The 17,306-nt window shown below is 42.1% G+C and carries 20 protein-coding genes; 15 read left to right on the top strand and 5 right to left on the bottom strand.

The window, feature by feature from the left end; translation table 11 throughout:
• The first annotated feature begins 19 nt into the window (after positions 1-19).
• From KFB94_02275 to KFB94_02290, 4 genes are all read left to right on the top strand, one after another.
• The gene (locus KFB94_02275; GenBank protein QVL45959.1) at positions 20-1,795 is read left to right on the top strand and encodes a type II/IV secretion system protein; all 1,776 of its coding nucleotides are present in this window, start codon (positions 20-22) and stop codon (positions 1,793-1,795) included.
• Between the two features lie 243 nt (positions 1,796-2,038).
• Positions 2,039-2,248 (top strand): hypothetical protein, encoded by a 210-nt coding sequence (locus KFB94_02280; protein ID QVL45960.1) that lies wholly within the window; start codon positions 2,039-2,041, stop codon positions 2,246-2,248.
• Positions 2,249-2,264: 16 nt separating this feature from the next.
• Positions 2,265-2,549, top strand: a complete 285-nt coding sequence (locus KFB94_02285; GenBank protein ID QVL45961.1) for a hypothetical protein — start codon at positions 2,265-2,267, stop codon at positions 2,547-2,549.
• A 13-nt stretch (positions 2,550-2,562) separates the two neighbouring features.
• Positions 2,563-2,799 carry a hypothetical protein gene (locus KFB94_02290; protein QVL45962.1) on the top strand — a complete coding sequence of 79 codons (237 nt, stop codon included), beginning with the start codon at positions 2,563-2,565 and terminating at the stop codon, positions 2,797-2,799.
• Positions 2,800-2,920: 121 nt separating this feature from the next.
• Here KFB94_02290 and KFB94_02295 read toward each other — a convergent pair whose 3' ends face one another.
• From KFB94_02295 to KFB94_02305, 3 genes are all read right to left on the bottom strand, one after another.
• A complete protein-coding gene (locus KFB94_02295; protein QVL45963.1) occupies positions 2,921-3,160 on the bottom strand; it encodes a hypothetical protein in 240 nt (79 codons plus the stop codon).
• A gap of 208 nt (positions 3,161-3,368) precedes the next feature.
• Positions 3,369-3,986 carry a 30S ribosomal protein S4 gene (gene rpsD, locus KFB94_02300; GenBank protein ID QVL45964.1) on the bottom strand — a complete coding sequence of 206 codons (618 nt, stop codon included), beginning with the start codon at positions 3,984-3,986 and terminating at the stop codon, positions 3,369-3,371.
• A gap of 23 nt (positions 3,987-4,009) precedes the next feature.
• A complete protein-coding gene (locus tag KFB94_02305; GenBank protein QVL46537.1) occupies positions 4,010-4,306 on the bottom strand; it encodes a hypothetical protein in 297 nt (98 codons plus the stop codon).
• Positions 4,307-4,610: 304 nt separating this feature from the next.
• Here KFB94_02305 and ilvB point away from each other — a divergent pair, with 304 nt between their 5' ends.
• The 4 genes from ilvB to psd all read left to right on the top strand — a co-directional run bounded on the left by ilvB (position 4,611) and on the right by psd (position 9,146).
• The gene (ilvB, locus tag KFB94_02310) at positions 4,611-6,329 is read left to right on the top strand and encodes a biosynthetic-type acetolactate synthase large subunit (GenBank protein QVL46538.1); all 1,719 of its coding nucleotides are present in this window, start codon (positions 4,611-4,613) and stop codon (positions 6,327-6,329) included.
• Entirely contained in the window at positions 6,329-6,820 is a 492-nt protein-coding gene (ilvN, locus tag KFB94_02315) for an acetolactate synthase small subunit (protein QVL45965.1), read from the top strand. The genes ilvB and ilvN overlap by 1 nt, the downstream gene beginning before the upstream one ends.
• A gap of 63 nt (positions 6,821-6,883) precedes the next feature.
• Positions 6,884-7,900, top strand: coding sequence for a ketol-acid reductoisomerase (gene ilvC / locus KFB94_02320; GenBank protein ID QVL45966.1), 1,017 nt, complete (start codon positions 6,884-6,886; stop codon positions 7,898-7,900).
• A 397-nt stretch (positions 7,901-8,297) separates the two neighbouring features.
• On the top strand, positions 8,298-9,146 hold the full coding sequence (gene psd / locus KFB94_02325) for a phosphatidylserine decarboxylase (GenBank protein ID QVL45967.1): 849 nt from the start codon (positions 8,298-8,300) through the stop codon (positions 9,144-9,146).
• Between the two features lie 8 nt (positions 9,147-9,154).
• Here psd and KFB94_02330 read toward each other — a convergent pair whose 3' ends face one another.
• Positions 9,155-9,700 carry an RNA pyrophosphohydrolase gene (locus KFB94_02330; GenBank protein QVL45968.1) on the bottom strand — a complete coding sequence of 182 codons (546 nt, stop codon included), beginning with the start codon at positions 9,698-9,700 and terminating at the stop codon, positions 9,155-9,157.
• A 105-nt stretch (positions 9,701-9,805) separates the two neighbouring features.
• Between KFB94_02330 and KFB94_02335 the strand changes: the two genes are divergently transcribed.
• From KFB94_02335 to KFB94_02345, 3 genes are all read left to right on the top strand, one after another.
• Positions 9,806-10,795: a beta-propeller fold lactonase family protein gene (locus KFB94_02335; protein ID QVL45969.1), complete on the top strand. Its 990-nt coding sequence runs from the start codon at positions 9,806-9,808 to the stop codon at positions 10,793-10,795.
• A 324-nt stretch (positions 10,796-11,119) separates the two neighbouring features.
• The gene (locus KFB94_02340) at positions 11,120-11,641 is read left to right on the top strand and encodes an SRPBCC family protein (GenBank protein QVL45970.1); all 522 of its coding nucleotides are present in this window, start codon (positions 11,120-11,122) and stop codon (positions 11,639-11,641) included.
• Between the two features lie 408 nt (positions 11,642-12,049).
• Positions 12,050-12,418 carry a prepilin-type N-terminal cleavage/methylation domain-containing protein gene (locus KFB94_02345; GenBank protein ID QVL45971.1) on the top strand — a complete coding sequence of 123 codons (369 nt, stop codon included), beginning with the start codon at positions 12,050-12,052 and terminating at the stop codon, positions 12,416-12,418.
• A 320-nt stretch (positions 12,419-12,738) separates the two neighbouring features.
• Here KFB94_02345 and KFB94_02350 read toward each other — a convergent pair whose 3' ends face one another.
• A complete protein-coding gene (locus KFB94_02350) occupies positions 12,739-13,188 on the bottom strand; it encodes a hypothetical protein (protein ID QVL45972.1) in 450 nt (149 codons plus the stop codon).
• A gap of 226 nt (positions 13,189-13,414) precedes the next feature.
• Between KFB94_02350 and KFB94_02355 the strand changes: the two genes are divergently transcribed.
• The 4 genes from KFB94_02355 (at position 13,415) to dxs (ending at position 17,222) form a co-directional block, all read left to right on the top strand.
• Entirely contained in the window at positions 13,415-14,077 is a 663-nt protein-coding gene (locus KFB94_02355) for a dienelactone hydrolase family protein (GenBank protein QVL45973.1), read from the top strand.
• Positions 14,078-14,174: 97 nt separating this feature from the next.
• Positions 14,175-14,411: an exodeoxyribonuclease VII small subunit gene (gene xseB / locus KFB94_02360; GenBank protein ID QVL45974.1), complete on the top strand. Its 237-nt coding sequence runs from the start codon at positions 14,175-14,177 to the stop codon at positions 14,409-14,411.
• 33 nt (positions 14,412-14,444) lie between these two features.
• Positions 14,445-15,338, top strand: coding sequence for a polyprenyl synthetase family protein (locus KFB94_02365; protein ID QVL46539.1), 894 nt, complete (start codon positions 14,445-14,447; stop codon positions 15,336-15,338).
• A gap of 15 nt (positions 15,339-15,353) precedes the next feature.
• Positions 15,354-17,222, top strand: coding sequence for a 1-deoxy-D-xylulose-5-phosphate synthase (gene dxs, locus KFB94_02370; protein ID QVL45975.1), 1,869 nt, complete (start codon positions 15,354-15,356; stop codon positions 17,220-17,222).
• Positions 17,223-17,306 lie beyond the last annotated feature (84 nt).

Here is a 17,306-nt window from a genome sequence, read left to right on the forward strand (position 1 = left end):
AGTTAGGTCACACGCACTTATGGCAAAAATGAACGCTTCAGTTAATAAAAACCAGCTTGGCTTGGGCGAATTTCTTCGCATGTTAGTTAATGCTGGAAAAGTAAGTAAAGCAAAAGCTGAAACGCTTTACAAAGATCGTAAATTAGATAGCTCGAATTTACACCCTATTATTATTGTCGCAGAACAAAAATGGCAAGATGCAATAAGCGGCAAAACGATGAATGCTGACTTTTTATCAAGATGGCTGGCAACAGAATCTGGACATGAATTTTATCATATCGATCCATTAAAACTTGACTTTAGCTCAGCTGCACAGATGGTGTCTAAGGCTTATGCACAGCGCTTAAAAATCATGCCAATTTCTATCCAAGGAGATAAGGCAGTAGTGGCTACTGCAGATCCTTATCATGCGGATTGGATGCCAGAGCTAGAACGTATTTTGGGTATGAAAATTCGACTTGTGGTAGCTAATCCGCTTGAGATTAATCGTTATCTACCGGAAGTCTATAACTTAGCGTCCTCTATCAACAAAGCCAACTTATCTAAAACAGGACAAATTCTTGGCGTACAAAACTTTGAACAATTAGTTGAATTAGGCAAAGATAAAAACTTAGATGCGAATGAACAACATGTCGTTAATATTGTAGATTGGCTGTTCAAATATGCTTTTGAACAACGTGCCAGCGATATTCATCTAGAGCCTCGCAGAGCCAACGGCGTGATGCGCTTTAGAATTGATGGCGTATTACATCAAGTGTATCAGTTACCCGCTAATATCATGAACGCCATCACCAGCAGAATTAAGCTGTTAGGTCGTATGGATATGGTTGAAAAACGCCGTCCACAAGATGGTCGCATCAAAACCATTAATACTGAAGGCCACGAAATTGAATTACGCTTATCGACAATGCCCACTGCGTTTGGTGAGAAGTTGGTGATGCGTGTATTTACGCCAGAGGTCATTTTGCAAGATTTTGTAACATTAGGTTTCTCTCAAAAACAAGCTGCGCTGTGGGAGGATTGGACCAAACACCCTAATGGCATTATTTTGGTAACAGGCCCCACAGGCTCTGGCAAAACAACAACACTCTATTCCACCTTAAAACATCTGGCTACCTCGGAGGTGAATGTCAGTACAGTAGAAGACCCCATTGAGATGATTGAACCTGCGTTTAACCAAATGCAAGTAACAACCAACATCGGGCTGAGTTTTGCACAAGGCATTCGCACCTTAATGCGGCAAGACCCAGATATTATTATGGTAGGCGAGATTCGTGATAGTGAAACGGCGGATATGGCAATTCAAGCTGCTTTAACAGGTCATTTAGTCCTGTCTACACTGCATACCAATGATGCGCCATCTGCCATTACCCGCCTACTAGACTTAGGCGTGCCCTCTTACCTCATTCACTCTACTGTTTTAGGAATTATGGGCCAACGCTTGGTACGCACCTTGTGCCCTGCATGTAAAGCACCAACGGAAATTTCCGATGCTGAATGGTCATCAGTGACCCATCCATTTAAAGCCACTAAACCGACTACTGCAATGAAAGCAGTCGGCTGTCTCGAATGCCGTCATACCGGCTATAAAGGACGGAGCGGTATCTATGAAATGCTGACTATCACACCAACCTTACGTAAACAAATTACACCTCATACCGATTTAGCAGAAATTAAAAAACTGGCTTATCAGGAAGGTATGCAACCATTAATGCTCAATGGTTTGGAAAAAGTAGCTGCCGGACTAACCACGATTGAAGAAGTATTAAAAGTTGCACCACATCTTGATGAGTAACATGCTGCAATGGCTCATCAATACCACTCACCGCAATTTCTGATGGACGTGCTTTCTCATCAGATACCCTCTATTAAGCATCACTAAAGAGCGGATTACCGCCACTAATATTAAGTATTCATTTTTGATGAATATGTCCATTATGCCTAGCTGCTAACACACCAATCATTTTTGCAATGGTTGCTTGACACATTGAATGAGAATGATTATCATTTAGTTAATTTCATTGTTCTGGAGTAGCATATGAAACATCTTAATATCGTTAGCCAAACACGGTTGCCTAGCAACACCTCTTGTAAAGTGTTGTATCACAAATCTTCAGATACCGTAGAAATTGAAGTTGGCGGCACTACACTTAAATTTGAAGCAAATAGTTTTATTGTGGTGAATGAAATGCTGCGCAAAGCAGCCGCCAAAATCGTCATGCAAACCAAAATTGAAAGTGTGGCATAGCCACAGAAAGGGAAAAATGAACCTCACCAATTCGTATGCATCAAGCGGCACGACACTGCTAAGCGAAGAGCATGACCCCGAACATCCAGATGCGGCTTCTGTCATGGCTTCCTTACTTTATGTATCCACTATCTACAACAAAAAACCATCGCAAGACTTTGCCAAACTGGCTTTACGGCTAGCCGAAAAACTCATGACACCAGAATATGCCGAATCTGAGCTGATTTGCACAGTATCTCGCAGAATGTGTGTACATTGGACTCGAATAATGAATGAATACGAGCATCAAGCGCGTCAATAGAAAAGGATAATCAATGAATCACCAACAATGCAGCAACATAACCTTAGCAGGCAACAATATCAGTCGCATTATTTACTGCGAAACGCACAATACCTACGAACTGATGATAGGTTCATTGAGCCTTAGACTAGACGAAGCCTCTTTCACAGGCCTGTGCAACTTGCTCAACGATGCGCAGCATGTAAAATTAGCCATGTCAAACTCAAAACAATCATTTGATCGACTCATGCGGCAAATCAAACGCGTATAAATGACCAATCAATCTTAGCGTCAATCATTGTCTTTTATCGGTTGAAAGCTATAGCCAGACAATGCTATTTGGCAATTTAATGGATATTGACGCTAACTCTCTATATTGCTTGCTAGTCTAATTACTGTAAACCCACTGACATCATAACCGTATTATCCGCATTAACCATACAGGTATTACCAATAGTTAACTCAGTTGCATGATTGAGCACAAAACGATCATGATAAAGCCCCGATTGTTCCAGATAACACATGCCAAATTGAGGCCATTGCAGATGATGGGGATTAGACGTTGCTAGATAGAACAGTGCAATGACGCTGGCATCGGCAACGCTGAATTTTGTTGCAAGGAATAAACCCAACTGGTTACTTTAATAAAAAATTGGTGCTCAACCTGCTGCTCCAACCTTCACTCTCTCTATTTCAAAAAAATGGTCGTCTTACGTCAAGTTTCATCAACTGCGACCAAAAAGATCGTTCACGATCTAAGGAGATGCACATTGCTATGCATTTACAACATTTAAGATGTGTTAGGGGTCATCTTAAATTCTTAGCTAGCTAGTGCTAGCGTTAAACACGATTTGCGTAAAACTCTACAACCAACTGTAAATCGACGGGAAATGGGGCATCATCCGCACCCGGATAATGCGCTACTGTTATTTTTTGTGCGCCCTCATCCCAAATCAACCATTCTGGTCTATCTAATGCAGGTTGCTTTAATGCTTCAGCCACAACTGGTATTTGCTTGCTTTTAGGTTTAATGGTGACTTCATCTCCTACTTTTAATCGAATAGAAGCAATATTGACTTTTTGGCCATTGAGCAATAAGTGGCCATGATTCACCAACTGCCTAGCTGCTATTACTGTAGGCGCAAACCCAGCACGAAAAACAACGTTATCTAAGCGTCTTTCTAACAGTTCTATTAATCGTTCGCCCGTAGGCGCTTTACCTTTACGCGCATCGACAATCATGCGGCGCATTTGCGTTTCTGTTAACCCATAATTAAATCGTATTTTTTGCTTTTCATTTAACTTAACACCATAATCAGAAAGTCTTTTGCGTGAAGCTTTATTGCCATGTTGCCCAGGTGGAAAAGGCCTAGTTTCGATGGTTTTGCGAGATAGCCCAGGTAAATCAACACCCAATGCGCGCATTATTTTGACTCTTGGCCCAGTTAATCTCGACATTTCACTTTCCTCATTCAAGTTTATTATTGTAATAATTGGTGCTGTGGAATAACACTGGCATGTATAGCCATATATTTTTCTACAATACACTCCCATTGCGCAATTAAACGATAGGCCACCTCTTCAGTAGAACGGACATACCCATATTCTGGCGCCAATAAATTTGTGGATAAACGCAACGCTAGCTTAGCCAAATGTAAAGATGGATTTAATGCATACTGTGATGCAACACAAGCAAGCGCCGTTAACACATGGTTAGCTGTTGGCAAATCTGGATCAAATTGTCCACACATTGCAGCTTCATCGCCAAAAGACTCCATTATCATTACATTCCTTAATTTGTTAATGCTAATGATTCTTATTAATAAAGTAAAGTGTTATTTTTAACCCTCCTTAAAGTGAAAGTCTTATCCATCCTTATTGTCACAAAACAATACCCATCTTGCTCGTAACATTTCGGACCTGCTCATCAATCATAATGGCATTTATTTAAAAGCAAATATTGGGCTTTAAAGCGCCTACATCTTGACCAAATATGTCCAAACAGTTATTGTGTAAGGTTCGTATAAACAAGCTAAACCGATAAAATTTATGAATCAAGCTACGCCTGATAATCAACCACAAATGACGCCTGAATTTACTGGGGCAGAAATTCTGATTAAGTGTCTACATGCGGAAAACGTCAAATTTGTATTTGGCTATCCGGGAGGCGCAGTACTTAATATTTATGATGCTATTTATCAGCAAGATAAATTCGAACATATCTTAGTGCGCCACGAGCAAGCCGCATTACATGCAGCAGATGCCTATGCAAGATCCACTGGTTTAGTAGGCGTCGCCTTAGTTACATCAGGGCCTGGCGCAACAAATGCTGTCACAGGCATTGCGACTGCTTATATGGATTCTGTGCCAATGGTTGTTATTAGCGGCCAGGTACCAACTTATGCCATTGGTGAGGACGCTTTTCAAGAGTGCGACACCGTTGGCATCACGCGCCCTTGTGTCAAACATAACTTTTTGATTAAAGATATTAACGATATCGCCCCAGTGATGAAGAAAGCCTTTCATGTCGCATCAACGGGTCGCCCAGGTCCTGTGCTTGTTGATATTCCTAAAGACATCACGGCTACTTTAAATCGATTTGAATACCCACAAAAAGTGGAAATGCGTTCATACAACCCAATTACCAAAGGGCATTCAGGCCAAATTAAAAAAGCACTCAAGCTTATTGCGGAAGCCAAGCGCCCAATGATTTATACTGGCGGCGGCGTCGTATTAGGTAATGCATCAGCCGAATTAACGCAATTTGTTCAATCCATGGGCTTACCAACCACCAGCACATTAATGGGCTTAGGCGGCTACCCTGCCACCGACAAGCAATCCTTGGGCATGTTGGGTATGCACGGCACTTACGAAGCCAATATGGCGATGCAAGAATGTGATGTATTACTTGCTGTTGGCGCACGCTTTGATGACCGCGTGATTGGCAATCCTGAGCATTTCTTAAGCCGCCCTCGCACCATCATTCATATTGATATCGATCCATCATCCATCTCAAAACGTGTCAAAATTGATGTACCAATTGTGGGCGATGTGAAATCTGTACTCAGTGATTTAAACGCGCTGATTAGTGAAGAAAAGCCTGCACAAAACACCGCCGCACTTGCCGATTGGAAGCGACAAATTGAAGAGTGGCGTAGCAAACGCTATTCAGATTTTGCATTGGATGACAACCTGATCAAGCCGCAACAGGTCATCAAGTCTTTATATGATGTCACCAAAGGGGATGCCTTTATCACATCAGACGTTGGCCAACATCAAATGTGGGCAGCGCAATATTACCCCTTTGACAAGCCACGTCGTTGGATTAACTCAGGTGGATTGGGCACCATGGGCGTTGGTTTACCCTATGCAATGGGCGTGCAATTAGCGTATCCAGACGCACAGGTTGCCTGTGTAACCGGTGAAGCATCTATCCAAATGTGTATCCAAGAGCTTTCTACCTGCAAGCAGTACAACTTACCCATCAAAGTGATTACCTTAAATAATCGTTATATGGGCATGGTCAGACAATGGCAAGAGTTTTTCTATGAGAACCGCTATTCAGAATCTTATATGAATGCATTACCTGACTTTATAAAATTAGCGGAAGCTTATGGCCATGTTGGCATGCGCGTTACCCATCCTGGGGATGTCGAGGATGCATTAAAAGAAGCGTTTAGCCCAAAATTAAAAGATCGCATGGTGTTTATGGACTTTATTACCGATCAAGCTGAAAACGTCTTCCCTATGGTGCCTAATGGAAAAGGCTTGTCTGAAATGATTACAGGAAAGAACTCATAATGCGGCATATCATTTCAATTTTAATGGAAAACGAACCTGGTGCATTATCACGCGTTGCTGGTCTATTCTCAGCGCGTGGGTACAACATTGAATCACTCACCGTAGCCACCACAGAAGATGCTACGCTTTCACGCATGACCATTGTCACCAGCGGTAACGATGCCATCATAGAACAAATTATCAAGCAATTAAATAAATTAATTGACGTGGTTAAAGTGCTGGATTTAAACGATGGCAAGCATATTGAACGTGAACTGATGCTGATTAAAGTCAAAGCATCCAATCCCCATCGAGAAGAAATGAAGCGCATGTGTGACATTTTCCGTGGCCGCATTATTGATGTGACAGACGGCAGCTTCACGATTGAACTAACTGGCTCTGGCCATAAGCTAGATGCCTTTATTGAAAGCTTAGACAAAAGCGCAATTTTAGAGACAGTACGCACAGGCGCGTCTGGTATTGGACGTGGTGACAGAATTTTAAAGCTATAAGTTATACACCGTAGCATTAACACTATATAACAAAATAAGTATTCGCAATTACAAGGAAAAGAAATGAAAGTTTATTACGACAAAGACGCTAACCTCAGCATTATTAAAAGCAAAAAAGTAGCCATTATTGGTTATGGTTCACAAGGTCATGCGCATGCGTTAAACCTTAAAGACTCTGGTGTAGATGTTACTGTTGGTTTGCGTAAAGGTTCTACTTCATGGAAAAAAGCAGAATACGAAGGCTTAAAAGTTGCTGAAACAGCTGATGCAATTAAAGCTGCTGATGTTGTAATGATTTTAACGCCCGATGAATTCCAAAAAGGTCTTTACGAAAGTGTTATTGCGCCTAACCTTAAACAAGGCGGCACATTAGCATTTGCGCACGGTTTTGCCATCCATTACAACCAAGTGGTACCACGCGCCGATTTAGATGTGATTATGATTGCGCCTAAAGCACCTGGTCATACCGTTCGATCAGAATTCGTTCGCGGTAGCGGCATTCCTGATTTAATTGCTGTTTTCCAAGATGCATCTGGTAAAGCAAAAGAGCTAGCACTTTCATACGCTATGGGTGTTGGCGGCGGTCGCACTGGCATTATCGAAACCACTTTTAAAGATGAAACAGAAACTGATTTATTCGGTGAGCAAGCGGTATTGTGTGGCGGTGCTGTTGAGTTAGTTAAAATGGGGTTCGAAACATTGGTAGAAGCTGGCTACGCACCGGAAATGGCTTATTTTGAGTGTCTCCATGAATTAAAACTCATCGTTGATTTAATGTTCGAAGGCGGCATTGCCGACATGAACTACTCTATCTCAAACAATGCAGAATATGGCGAATATGTGACTGGCCCTGAAGTGATTAACGAACAATCACGTGAAGCCATGCGCAATGCATTAAAACGCATTCAATCTGGCGAATATGCAAAAATGTTTATCGCAGAAGGCGCAACAAACTACCCTTCTATGACTGCACGTCGTCGCAATAACGCTGCACACCCAATTGAAATCACCGGTGCAAAATTACGCGCCATGATGCCTTCAATTGCCGCCAACAAAATCATTGATAAGTCAAAAAACTAAATGAGTTTGGCTATTTAATAAGTGAGTTTGGTTGTTTAAAAAGCACAGAGGCTTCGGCACTGTGCTTTTTTTATAGGTCTTCATTGTCCACTCTTTTTGAACCCAACAAAAAGGCTAGAGGGCCAAACTTCACTCACAGTGACCAGCGGCTTTTTTGCGAGGAATGTAGCGACGAAACAGCCCAAACCATCGTCCTTAACAAGCCAGATCGCCGTCCTACACACGCGATAACATTGAAGCGCCTGTGATGCGTAATAAGGACTTGCGACGAAAATGAGACATTGGCAATAGCAGAAGAGCCAAAGCGCATGCATTGATTACGGTAAAAAACGATATAATCACATTCAAATCATTGTACACATCAACAAAAACGCTACATTAGCCTTGAAAGAACGCATTGAACCTCGCAATCCTTTTACAATATATTGCTCCCAAGCAAGCCATCACTATCCTTGCTGGCATCCTGGCCAATCAACAATGGGGGGCACTCACGACCAAAGTCATTCAATGGTTTGTGAAGCGTTATCAAGTCAACATGCAGGAAGCAGAAAATCCTGACATCCATAGCTACAAAAGCTTTAATGCATTTTTTACACGTCCATTAAAGAGCAATGCTAGACCAATTGCCAATGCAGATTTTATTTGCCCTGTAGATGGTGCAATTAGCCAATTTGGCCCGATTCGTAACAATCAAATCCTGCAAGCCAAGGGCCATGATTACACCACCTTAGCCCTGCTTGCAGGTAAGGCCGAACTCGCTAATCAGTTTATGGACGGCCATTTTGCCTGTTTATATCTGAGCCCAAAAGATTACCATCGCATTCATATGCCGTGCGATGGCCGATTGATAAGTATGACCTATGTACCTGGTGATTTATTTTCAGTTAATCCGACAACAGCAGCAAATGTACCCAACTTATTTGCACGCAATGAACGTGTAGTTTGCGAGTTTACATCGCCATCAAACGGCACTTTTGTGATGGTATTAGTTGGTGCAACAATTGTGGGCAGCATGGCGACCGTTTGGCATGGCGTGATTAACCCACCACGCAAAAAAACTGTGCAACAATGGCTATATCAGGATCAAACAATTCAATTAAAACAAGGTGAAGAAATGGGTCGCTTCTTACTTGGATCGACTGTGGTTATGCTGTTTCAGCAAAAAACGTTAGCTTTTAATACCAATTGGCAACCAGCACAAACAATTAAACTTGGCGAGTTGATGGCTAATCAGTCACCAAATTAAAGTCTCCACTATTTTTTTGCCAGTTGCTCCGGCTTTTCTAATGCAGGTCTTTTTGCTTTTTTTGGTCGTATGGCTTTTGGCTTATAATGCAAATAAGACGCCAATTCGTTTAAGGCCAATTTATAAACTTCACGTTTAAACTCAACAACGTCCTCGAGTGATACCCAATAATCGCTCCAACGCCAAGCATCAAACTCTGGATGTGCAGTCGCCCGCAGTGATACATCGCTATCTCGACCAATCAAGCGCAACAAAAACCAAATTTGCTTTTGTCCGCGATAGTTACTTCTAAACTCACGCTTCACCCAATGGCTAGGCACTTCATAGCGCAACCAATCACGCGTACGTCCTAATATTTGCACATGCTCAGGACGCAACCCCACCTCCTCCATCAGCTCGCGATACATCGCCGCTTCAGGACTCTCTCCATAATCAATGCCACCCTGCGGGAACTGCCAAGCATGCTCTTTAATTCGCTTACCCCAAAACACCTTATTTTGCGCATTACACAAAATAATACCCACATTCGGACGAAAACCGTCACGGTCTAACATAATCTACTGCCTATAATATTTACCATGATTTTTTCACACTTTAGGCATGAATGAAAGTAGCGCTTTCTATTTAACCTATAATATTAAGAATATTAAGGAGTACGCATGCATTTCACCCATCACTTATCGTCATTTATATTAGCAATTATTTTATTAATATTGACGCTTTCACTCAATGCTTGTGTGCAATCACCTGCTGTACTTGCTTATATTAGCAACCAAGGTGACAACACAATCTCTGTCATTGATAACAAGCAACAACAAGTGATTCACACCATTACCGTTGATAAAGCGCCTGTTGGCATCGCTGGATCAGCAACATTACAACGTATTTTTGTCACTAACGTAGACAGTCAAAACATAGCCGTGATTGATACCAATACCAACACTGTTATTCATAGCATTCCCGTTAACGGATCTCCTGTTGGTATTGCCATGGCACCTAATCACAAAACACTCTATGTCGCAGATTGGTATAGCAACCGCGTGCTAGCGATTGATCCAACAACCTATGCCATTACCAATCAAGCAACCGTCGAACAAGCCCCAGCTGGTATTATCGTCAGCCCAGATAACCAGCGTCTTTATGTCGCCGCACGCGATTCGAATGAAATTGTCGTGCTCAACACCAACAATTTAAGCGTTCATCATCGTTTTACTGTAGGTGAGCATCCGTTTGGCATTAATCTTAGCACCGATGGCAACACGCTCTATAGCGTGAATGTCTATGACAATAGCGTTTCTATTATCAATACGCACACTTGGACGCAAAAGGTCATCGCTGTAGGCGATCATCCCTATTGCGCTGTTACCAGCCCCGACAATCAAACGCTGTATGTGACTAACACACGAGACGAAAGTGTTTCGATCATTGACCTTAACAGCAACCAAATGATATCGACTATTAAAGTTGGAGAAACGCCGGAAGGCATTAGCTATGATGCGACTAACCACCTCATCTTCGTTGCAAACTGGGGCGAAAATAACATCGCCGTGATTGATGCCACAACCAATAAAGTCATCAATCATATCTCTGTTGGCGAGCAACCACGCGCATTTGGACAATTTGTTCTGCAAAATACTACAACACAATAGCAATAATCAAATCTATACCAAATGAATACCAACAGAGTCGTTCTTCTAGGAAAGGTGATGCTAATACGTCACTGCGAGGCCGTTAGGCCGTGGCAGTCCATGGTATTTTTACTTTTATAATGCACCTAGATTGCTTGGTCGCTGTAGCCCTCGTACAGACTAAGTGGCTATGTGAACAACGCTTTGGCATGTGGCCATCAAATAATAAGTCAACCAGTGCATTCGCAATACGTTGTTGTTAACGTAGGCTTAAACATCGAAGTCATTTATAATAAATGACGATCTATTTTTAGATAAATTTACACTAACTTTGGGAGACCATACATGAAGAAGTTTTTAGCATTAATCGCATTGTCTGTATTTTCAATAACCGCGGCCGCCCACGGCCCAACACCACAAAAAATAGACGAAAAAGTTATCATTAAAGCAGAGCCTGCAAAAGTATGGGAAATGGTTAAAGATTATGAAAATGCGCAAAAATGGCTTCCAACGGTTAAAAACATCACTGTAGAAAAAAAAGGCTCAGAGATTATTCGAACCTTAAACCTTAAAAACGGCGGCAAAATAAAAGAAAAAATCAGCGATGTTGACGATGCAGGGATGAAAATTAAATTTGAAGTGATTGAAGGTGTTCCAGCCAGCAATTACAATCCTTATATTTCTGTTAGCAAAGGCCCCAATGCGGGTGAAAGTGAAGTGCGTTTTTTCCATCGCTTTTATCGTTTCTATCCAAATAACCCACCTATTCCTGATGGACAAGACGAGGCGGCTGCCATTCAATTTATTAATGAAACCTATGTACCAGGTAATCAACACTTGAAAAAGGTGATTGAAAACTCAAAGTAACAGGCACAGAAGCTCGCGCAACTTCCAACGCTACTTACCCTAGCGTGCCAACTAAAGGCGCAACAACCAAAACCGCACCAGCAGCTAAACAGAAGCCTTGGTGGCAATTTTGGTAACCACCCATCAATTACAATTCACAGAGTGACAAAAATTGTCACTCTGTGTGCCAAAAAGCGGGGGGTTTTCCCCGCTTTTTTATTGCTTTGAAGCATAACCTACAGCCTCCATTTTTATCCAAAAATATTTAATATTGTTTATTATCAAGCACTTAACAATAAAATGTATTACTTGGCATAGGCCTTGCTGATTATAGTTTGGAATTACTGTTATTCACTGTATAGATTTTGATTGTGAATAGCAGATTTAATAACCAACATTGATTAACCATGTTTACTAAAAGGAAAAAAAATGCATCAAACACAAAAAGGCTTTACCTTAATCGAATTAATGATTGTCGTTGCTATTATTGGTATTTTGGCGGCTGTTGCGCTACCTGCTTATCGTGACTATACCCAGCGTGCTGCAAACGGTGCTTGTTTATCAGTAGCTAAAGCTTACATGAATACTGCAGTAGCCGACGCAGCTGATAACCGTGCTCCAATTGCACCACCTGCAAACACAGCCAATTCATGTGCAACCGCTCCAACCCTAACAATTGCTCAATATACCGGTGATGCTCCGATAACATTTATTCCTGTAGCTCGCGGCAATACTGCTCTAAGGAGAAATATAATATGTCAAGGCGGTAGTGGCACCTGTAGATTACTACTACAATAACAACTTTTTTGCTATCGATTAACCTATGTTAGGTATGCGATATTAAATAAAAGCCCTTGATTTTTTCAAGGGCTTTTTTATTTCTCGCAGGATGAGCATCATGATGCCAATACAAATAGGACGGTAAAAATATTTGTTTTTAAAAAAGATTTTGTTATCGCAATGATGATCATGGATGTGATTGTGAATCGATTGGGGTAGCCGCTGCATCACGCCATGTGCAACAGCTAGATGCATCAAAATATTGCCTATTATCATCACCACTAGTCATGCCGACAGACAAACTGTGCCAATCTACAATAAGTTGCAGATTATAATAACTACCATTGACGCTGCTCGAAGACAACACGCTGTAATACTTCTTTTAATTGGCCATGCATCCGATTGGTGAGTTTGACCATTTGATCCCATGTTTGACTGACAGTTAACACATCTAAATCAATGCGCACAATTTCAATTGCAGTGAGGGCGATGGTGTCTTTGATACCAAGACGATCGGTATTGATGGGGTGTCTGGCCGCCGCACTTCCTGCACGCACGATGACTTTTTTACCATTGTGATAACGCACACCTAAATCGCCTGCAAGCAAATAAAACACTTGCATACTCCGGCCCTGCCGTGTCGGATCGACACCTCTATTGATTTGTTCTATTTCTAGCACACTGGCTAAGGTTGCTAGACCAGCTGGCGACAACGTTGATAATGGCACTAAGTGCTGTAGCCGTTCTTTGCTTAGTCCTAAATGATTGTTTGCGCCTGCTTGCACCATAGGGTTATCATCTTTAATAATTATTAATATTCACTACACAGTGTTTAAGGTAAAAGTGCTCATTATTTTAACACCCTTCATTGGATTTGAATCATTTCATGCGTTGGGATAGGGATTTGGATTGATCACTATTAAAGGCGATGATGAATCGCAGTGACGGACATAGATAGCACTTCTAGCACTAGCGTATACCGATTAAAACATACACCATCATGAAAGCGAGCGTATGAACGAACAAGCAATTGAAATATGCGGCACCTCCAACCCTATTGGCAGCGTGATTTGGTTACATGGTTTAGGTGCAGATGGCAATGATTTTGCGCCGGTAGTTGAGATGCTCAATTTACCTGAGTTAAGATTTATTTTACCGCATGCACCCTTCCGAAAAGTGACCATTAATGGTGACTATGAAATGCGCGCTTGGTATGATTTATTTGGCTTAACATTGGGCAGTCCTGAAGATGTAGCCGGTATTGCTGAAACGCAGCGCAATATTGAGCAACTGATTCAAGCTGAATTGGATAAAGGGATGCCTAGCCATCAGATGGTGATTGCAGGGTTTTCGCAAGGCGGTGCAATCGCGTTACATACCGCTTTACGTTATCAGCAGCCCCTTGCGGGGGTGATTGCACTATCTACTTATTTGCCGTTGCAATCACATTTCCCTGCACAAAAATCACCACAAAACCAACAAACGCCCATCTTGATGGCACATGGCACCGCCGATGATGTGATTCGTATTGAGACTAGTCGCGTTTCATTATCGCTATTGGAAGCGGAACATTATCCAGTGGAGTGGCATGAATATGATATGGCGCATAGTCTCTCAATAGAGGAGATTAACGATATTCGTGCCTTTTTACTAAGGGTGATGCATAGAGATGTGTGAAAAGCCGCAAGTGATAGTGAATTTTTGTTAAAATAACGGCTCTGTTAATAGCGCCAAATAATGGCCTCAAATAACGACACAAAACAAACACGCTGACATGTCAAAAAAGAATTCTGATACAACGCCAAACTTTGAAGAGGCCATTGCAGCGCTGGAAAATATCGTCCGTCAAATGGAGTCGGATAATTTACCGCTAGCGCAAGCGCTAGATGCCTATAAACGCGGTGCAGCATTAGTAAAAATTTGCCAACAATCGTTGGCTGATGCAGAGCAGCAAATACGGCTAGTTTCTGAAGACAACCAACTTGTGTCGTTTAATCCAGAAAAAGAATAAATCAAACGCATGACAAGTCCAATCATCGCTCCAATGGAAAACCAAGCATTTACGCAATGGTTGGCTGATATGCAGTTGCGAACCGAAGCCGTCTTGGCGCAACACTTACCTGCCGCCACCATTATTCCGCAACGTTTACACGAAGCCATGCGATATGCCACCTTGGGTGGTGGCAAGCGTGTGCGCGCATTGCTTGCTTATGCCGCTGCTGAATTTTGTAATGCTGATATTACAAAAGCCGATGTGGCAGCGGGTGCTGTTGAGCTGATCCACGCCTTCTCTCTCGTGCACGATGACATGCCCTGTATGGATGATGATGATTTGCGTCGTGGTAAACCATCTACACATAAACAATATGATGATGCCACGGCATTATTGGTTGGTGATGCGCTGCAAAGTTTAGCATTTCAATTAATTGCACAATGTAACCATATTGAAGATGGGTATAAAATCAAAATGGTGCAGACTTTGGCTATTGCAACGGGTTCTAGAGGCATGGCTGGTGGGCAAGCAATTGATTTAGAAAACACTGGTTTATTAGTCTCACAAGCCGAATTAGAAGTCATGCATTTACATAAAACAGGCGCCTTAATTCATGCGGCAACCTTGATGGGCGCTTATTGCAGTGCAGAAGAAAATGCCGATAAACTGCATGCGGTTGATCACTTTTCCAAATCAATTGGTTTAGCGTTTCAAGTTGTAGATGATATTTTAGATGCGGAAGCAGATACACAAACATTGGGTAAAACGGCAGGTAAAGATGCCCAAGCTAATAAATCAACTTATGTCACTTTATTAGGATTGAGTAAAGCAAAACAATTAGCCGCAGAGCTGCATCATCATGCGATAAATGCATTATCCAGTTATGGCCAAGAAGCCGATTTATTACGACATTTAGCTCAGTTTATTAAACAACGCAGCTTCTAATGCAGATGCCATCATATGACAACGCCACTACTTTCTTCCATTGATTCCCCCACTGACTTACGTCACCTAGACCGTAACCAACTAAAAAGCTTGGCAGAAGAGTTACGTCTATTTTTGATTGATAGCGTGTCAAAAACTGGGGGGCATTTAGCCTCTAATTTAGGTGTAGTCGAACTGACCATAGCGCTACATTATGTATTTAATACACCAGAAGATCGATTAGTATGGGATGTAGGCCATCAAACCTATCCGCATAAAATTTTAACTGGCCGCCGTGAAGAGATGGCTTCTTTACGCCAACCAAATGGCATTGCTGGCTTTCCGAGAAAGTCTGAAAGTGAATATGATACTTTTGGCACTGGTCACTCAAGCACCTCTATTTCTGCTGCGTTGGGTATGGCGGTTGCGGCAAAACAAACCGGATTAGATCGGCATAGTGTCGCGATTATTGGCGATGGCGCCATGACAGCTGGGATGGCCTTTGAAGCATTGAATAATGCCGGCGAGACACAAGCCAATTTACTGGTTATCTTGAATGATAATGATATGAGCATCTCTAAAAATGTGGGGGCGCTTAATAACTACTTAGCTAAATTACTATCGGGACGCTTTTATGACAGCGTGCGCAAACAAGGTAAAAAAGTGTTGGATATTGTGCCGCCAGTAAAAGAGTTTGCCCGTCGCGCAGAGGAACACGCCAAAGGCATGGTGTCGCCCGGTGGAACCCTCTTTGAAGAACTGGGCTTTAATTATATCGGTCCGATTGACGGGCATGATATGGATACATTAGTGGACACGTTGAGTAATATTCGCGCACTAGAAGGCATGCAGTTTTTGCATATTGTGACGCAAAAAGGCAAAGGATTTGAGCCTGCGGAGGACGATCCAAACAAATATCATGGCGTCAATAAATTTGACCGTAGCAACGGCTTTGCACATGCAAAAAGTCATCAAAAAACCTATACACAGGTGTTTTCTGATTGGTTGGTTGATATGGCTGATAGTGATAATAAGCTTGTCGCCATTACGCCTGCCATGTGTGATGGCAGTGGTTTAAACGCGTTTGCCGATAAATATCCTGAGCGTTATTTTGATGTTGGTATTGCAGAACAGCACGCACTCACTTTTGCAGCTGGCATGGCTTGCGACGGCTTAAAACCCGTCATTGCTATTTATAGTACTTTTTTACAAAGAGCCTATGATCAGCTCATTCATGATATCGCCTTGCAAGATTTAGATATTTTACTCGCCATTGATAGAGCAGGCTTGGTTGGTGCTGATGGCCCAACCCATGCGGGTAGCTTTGATTTAACCTATTTGCGCTGCATTCCCAACATGGTGATTATGGCGGCTAGTGATGAAAATGAATGCCGACAAATGCTGTCAACTGGTTATCATCATATCGGTCCTGCAGCAGTTCGTTATCCACGTGGTTCTGGCAGCGGAGCCACGATTATTCATTCGCTAGTGCCGTTAACCATCGGTAAAGCTGAGGTCATCCAAAAAACAACGATTACCGACGGTAAAAAAGTGGCAATATTGGCATTTGGTAGTATGGTTGCGCCCAGTGTAGAAGCGGCACAAGCAATCAATGCGAGTGTTGTCAATATGCGTTTTATTAAACCGCTGGACCTTACAATAATTGAAGCAATGGCAACAACGCATGACCTTGTTGTGACTGTAGAAGAAAACAGCTTAATGGGTGGTGCAGGTTCGGCTGTTATGGAAGCAATGCAATCACTTAACTTAACCACTGCGACCCTTAGTCTGGGTCTGCCAGACACGTTTATCGAGCATGGTGTACATGAAACTATGTTGGCACAATGCGGTCTAGATAGTACAGGTATTTGCAACGCCATCAAAAACAAACTATCGCGCATTTAACCATCCTCATAATGTGGTTTGAGTAAGCAGAATAATCATTTACACTTAAGCCTAAACGCGTAAAATTTTTAATTATTGCATTAA

Source organism: Methylophilaceae bacterium, from assembly GCA_018398995.1.
Lineage (GTDB): Bacteria > Pseudomonadota > Gammaproteobacteria > Burkholderiales > Methylophilaceae.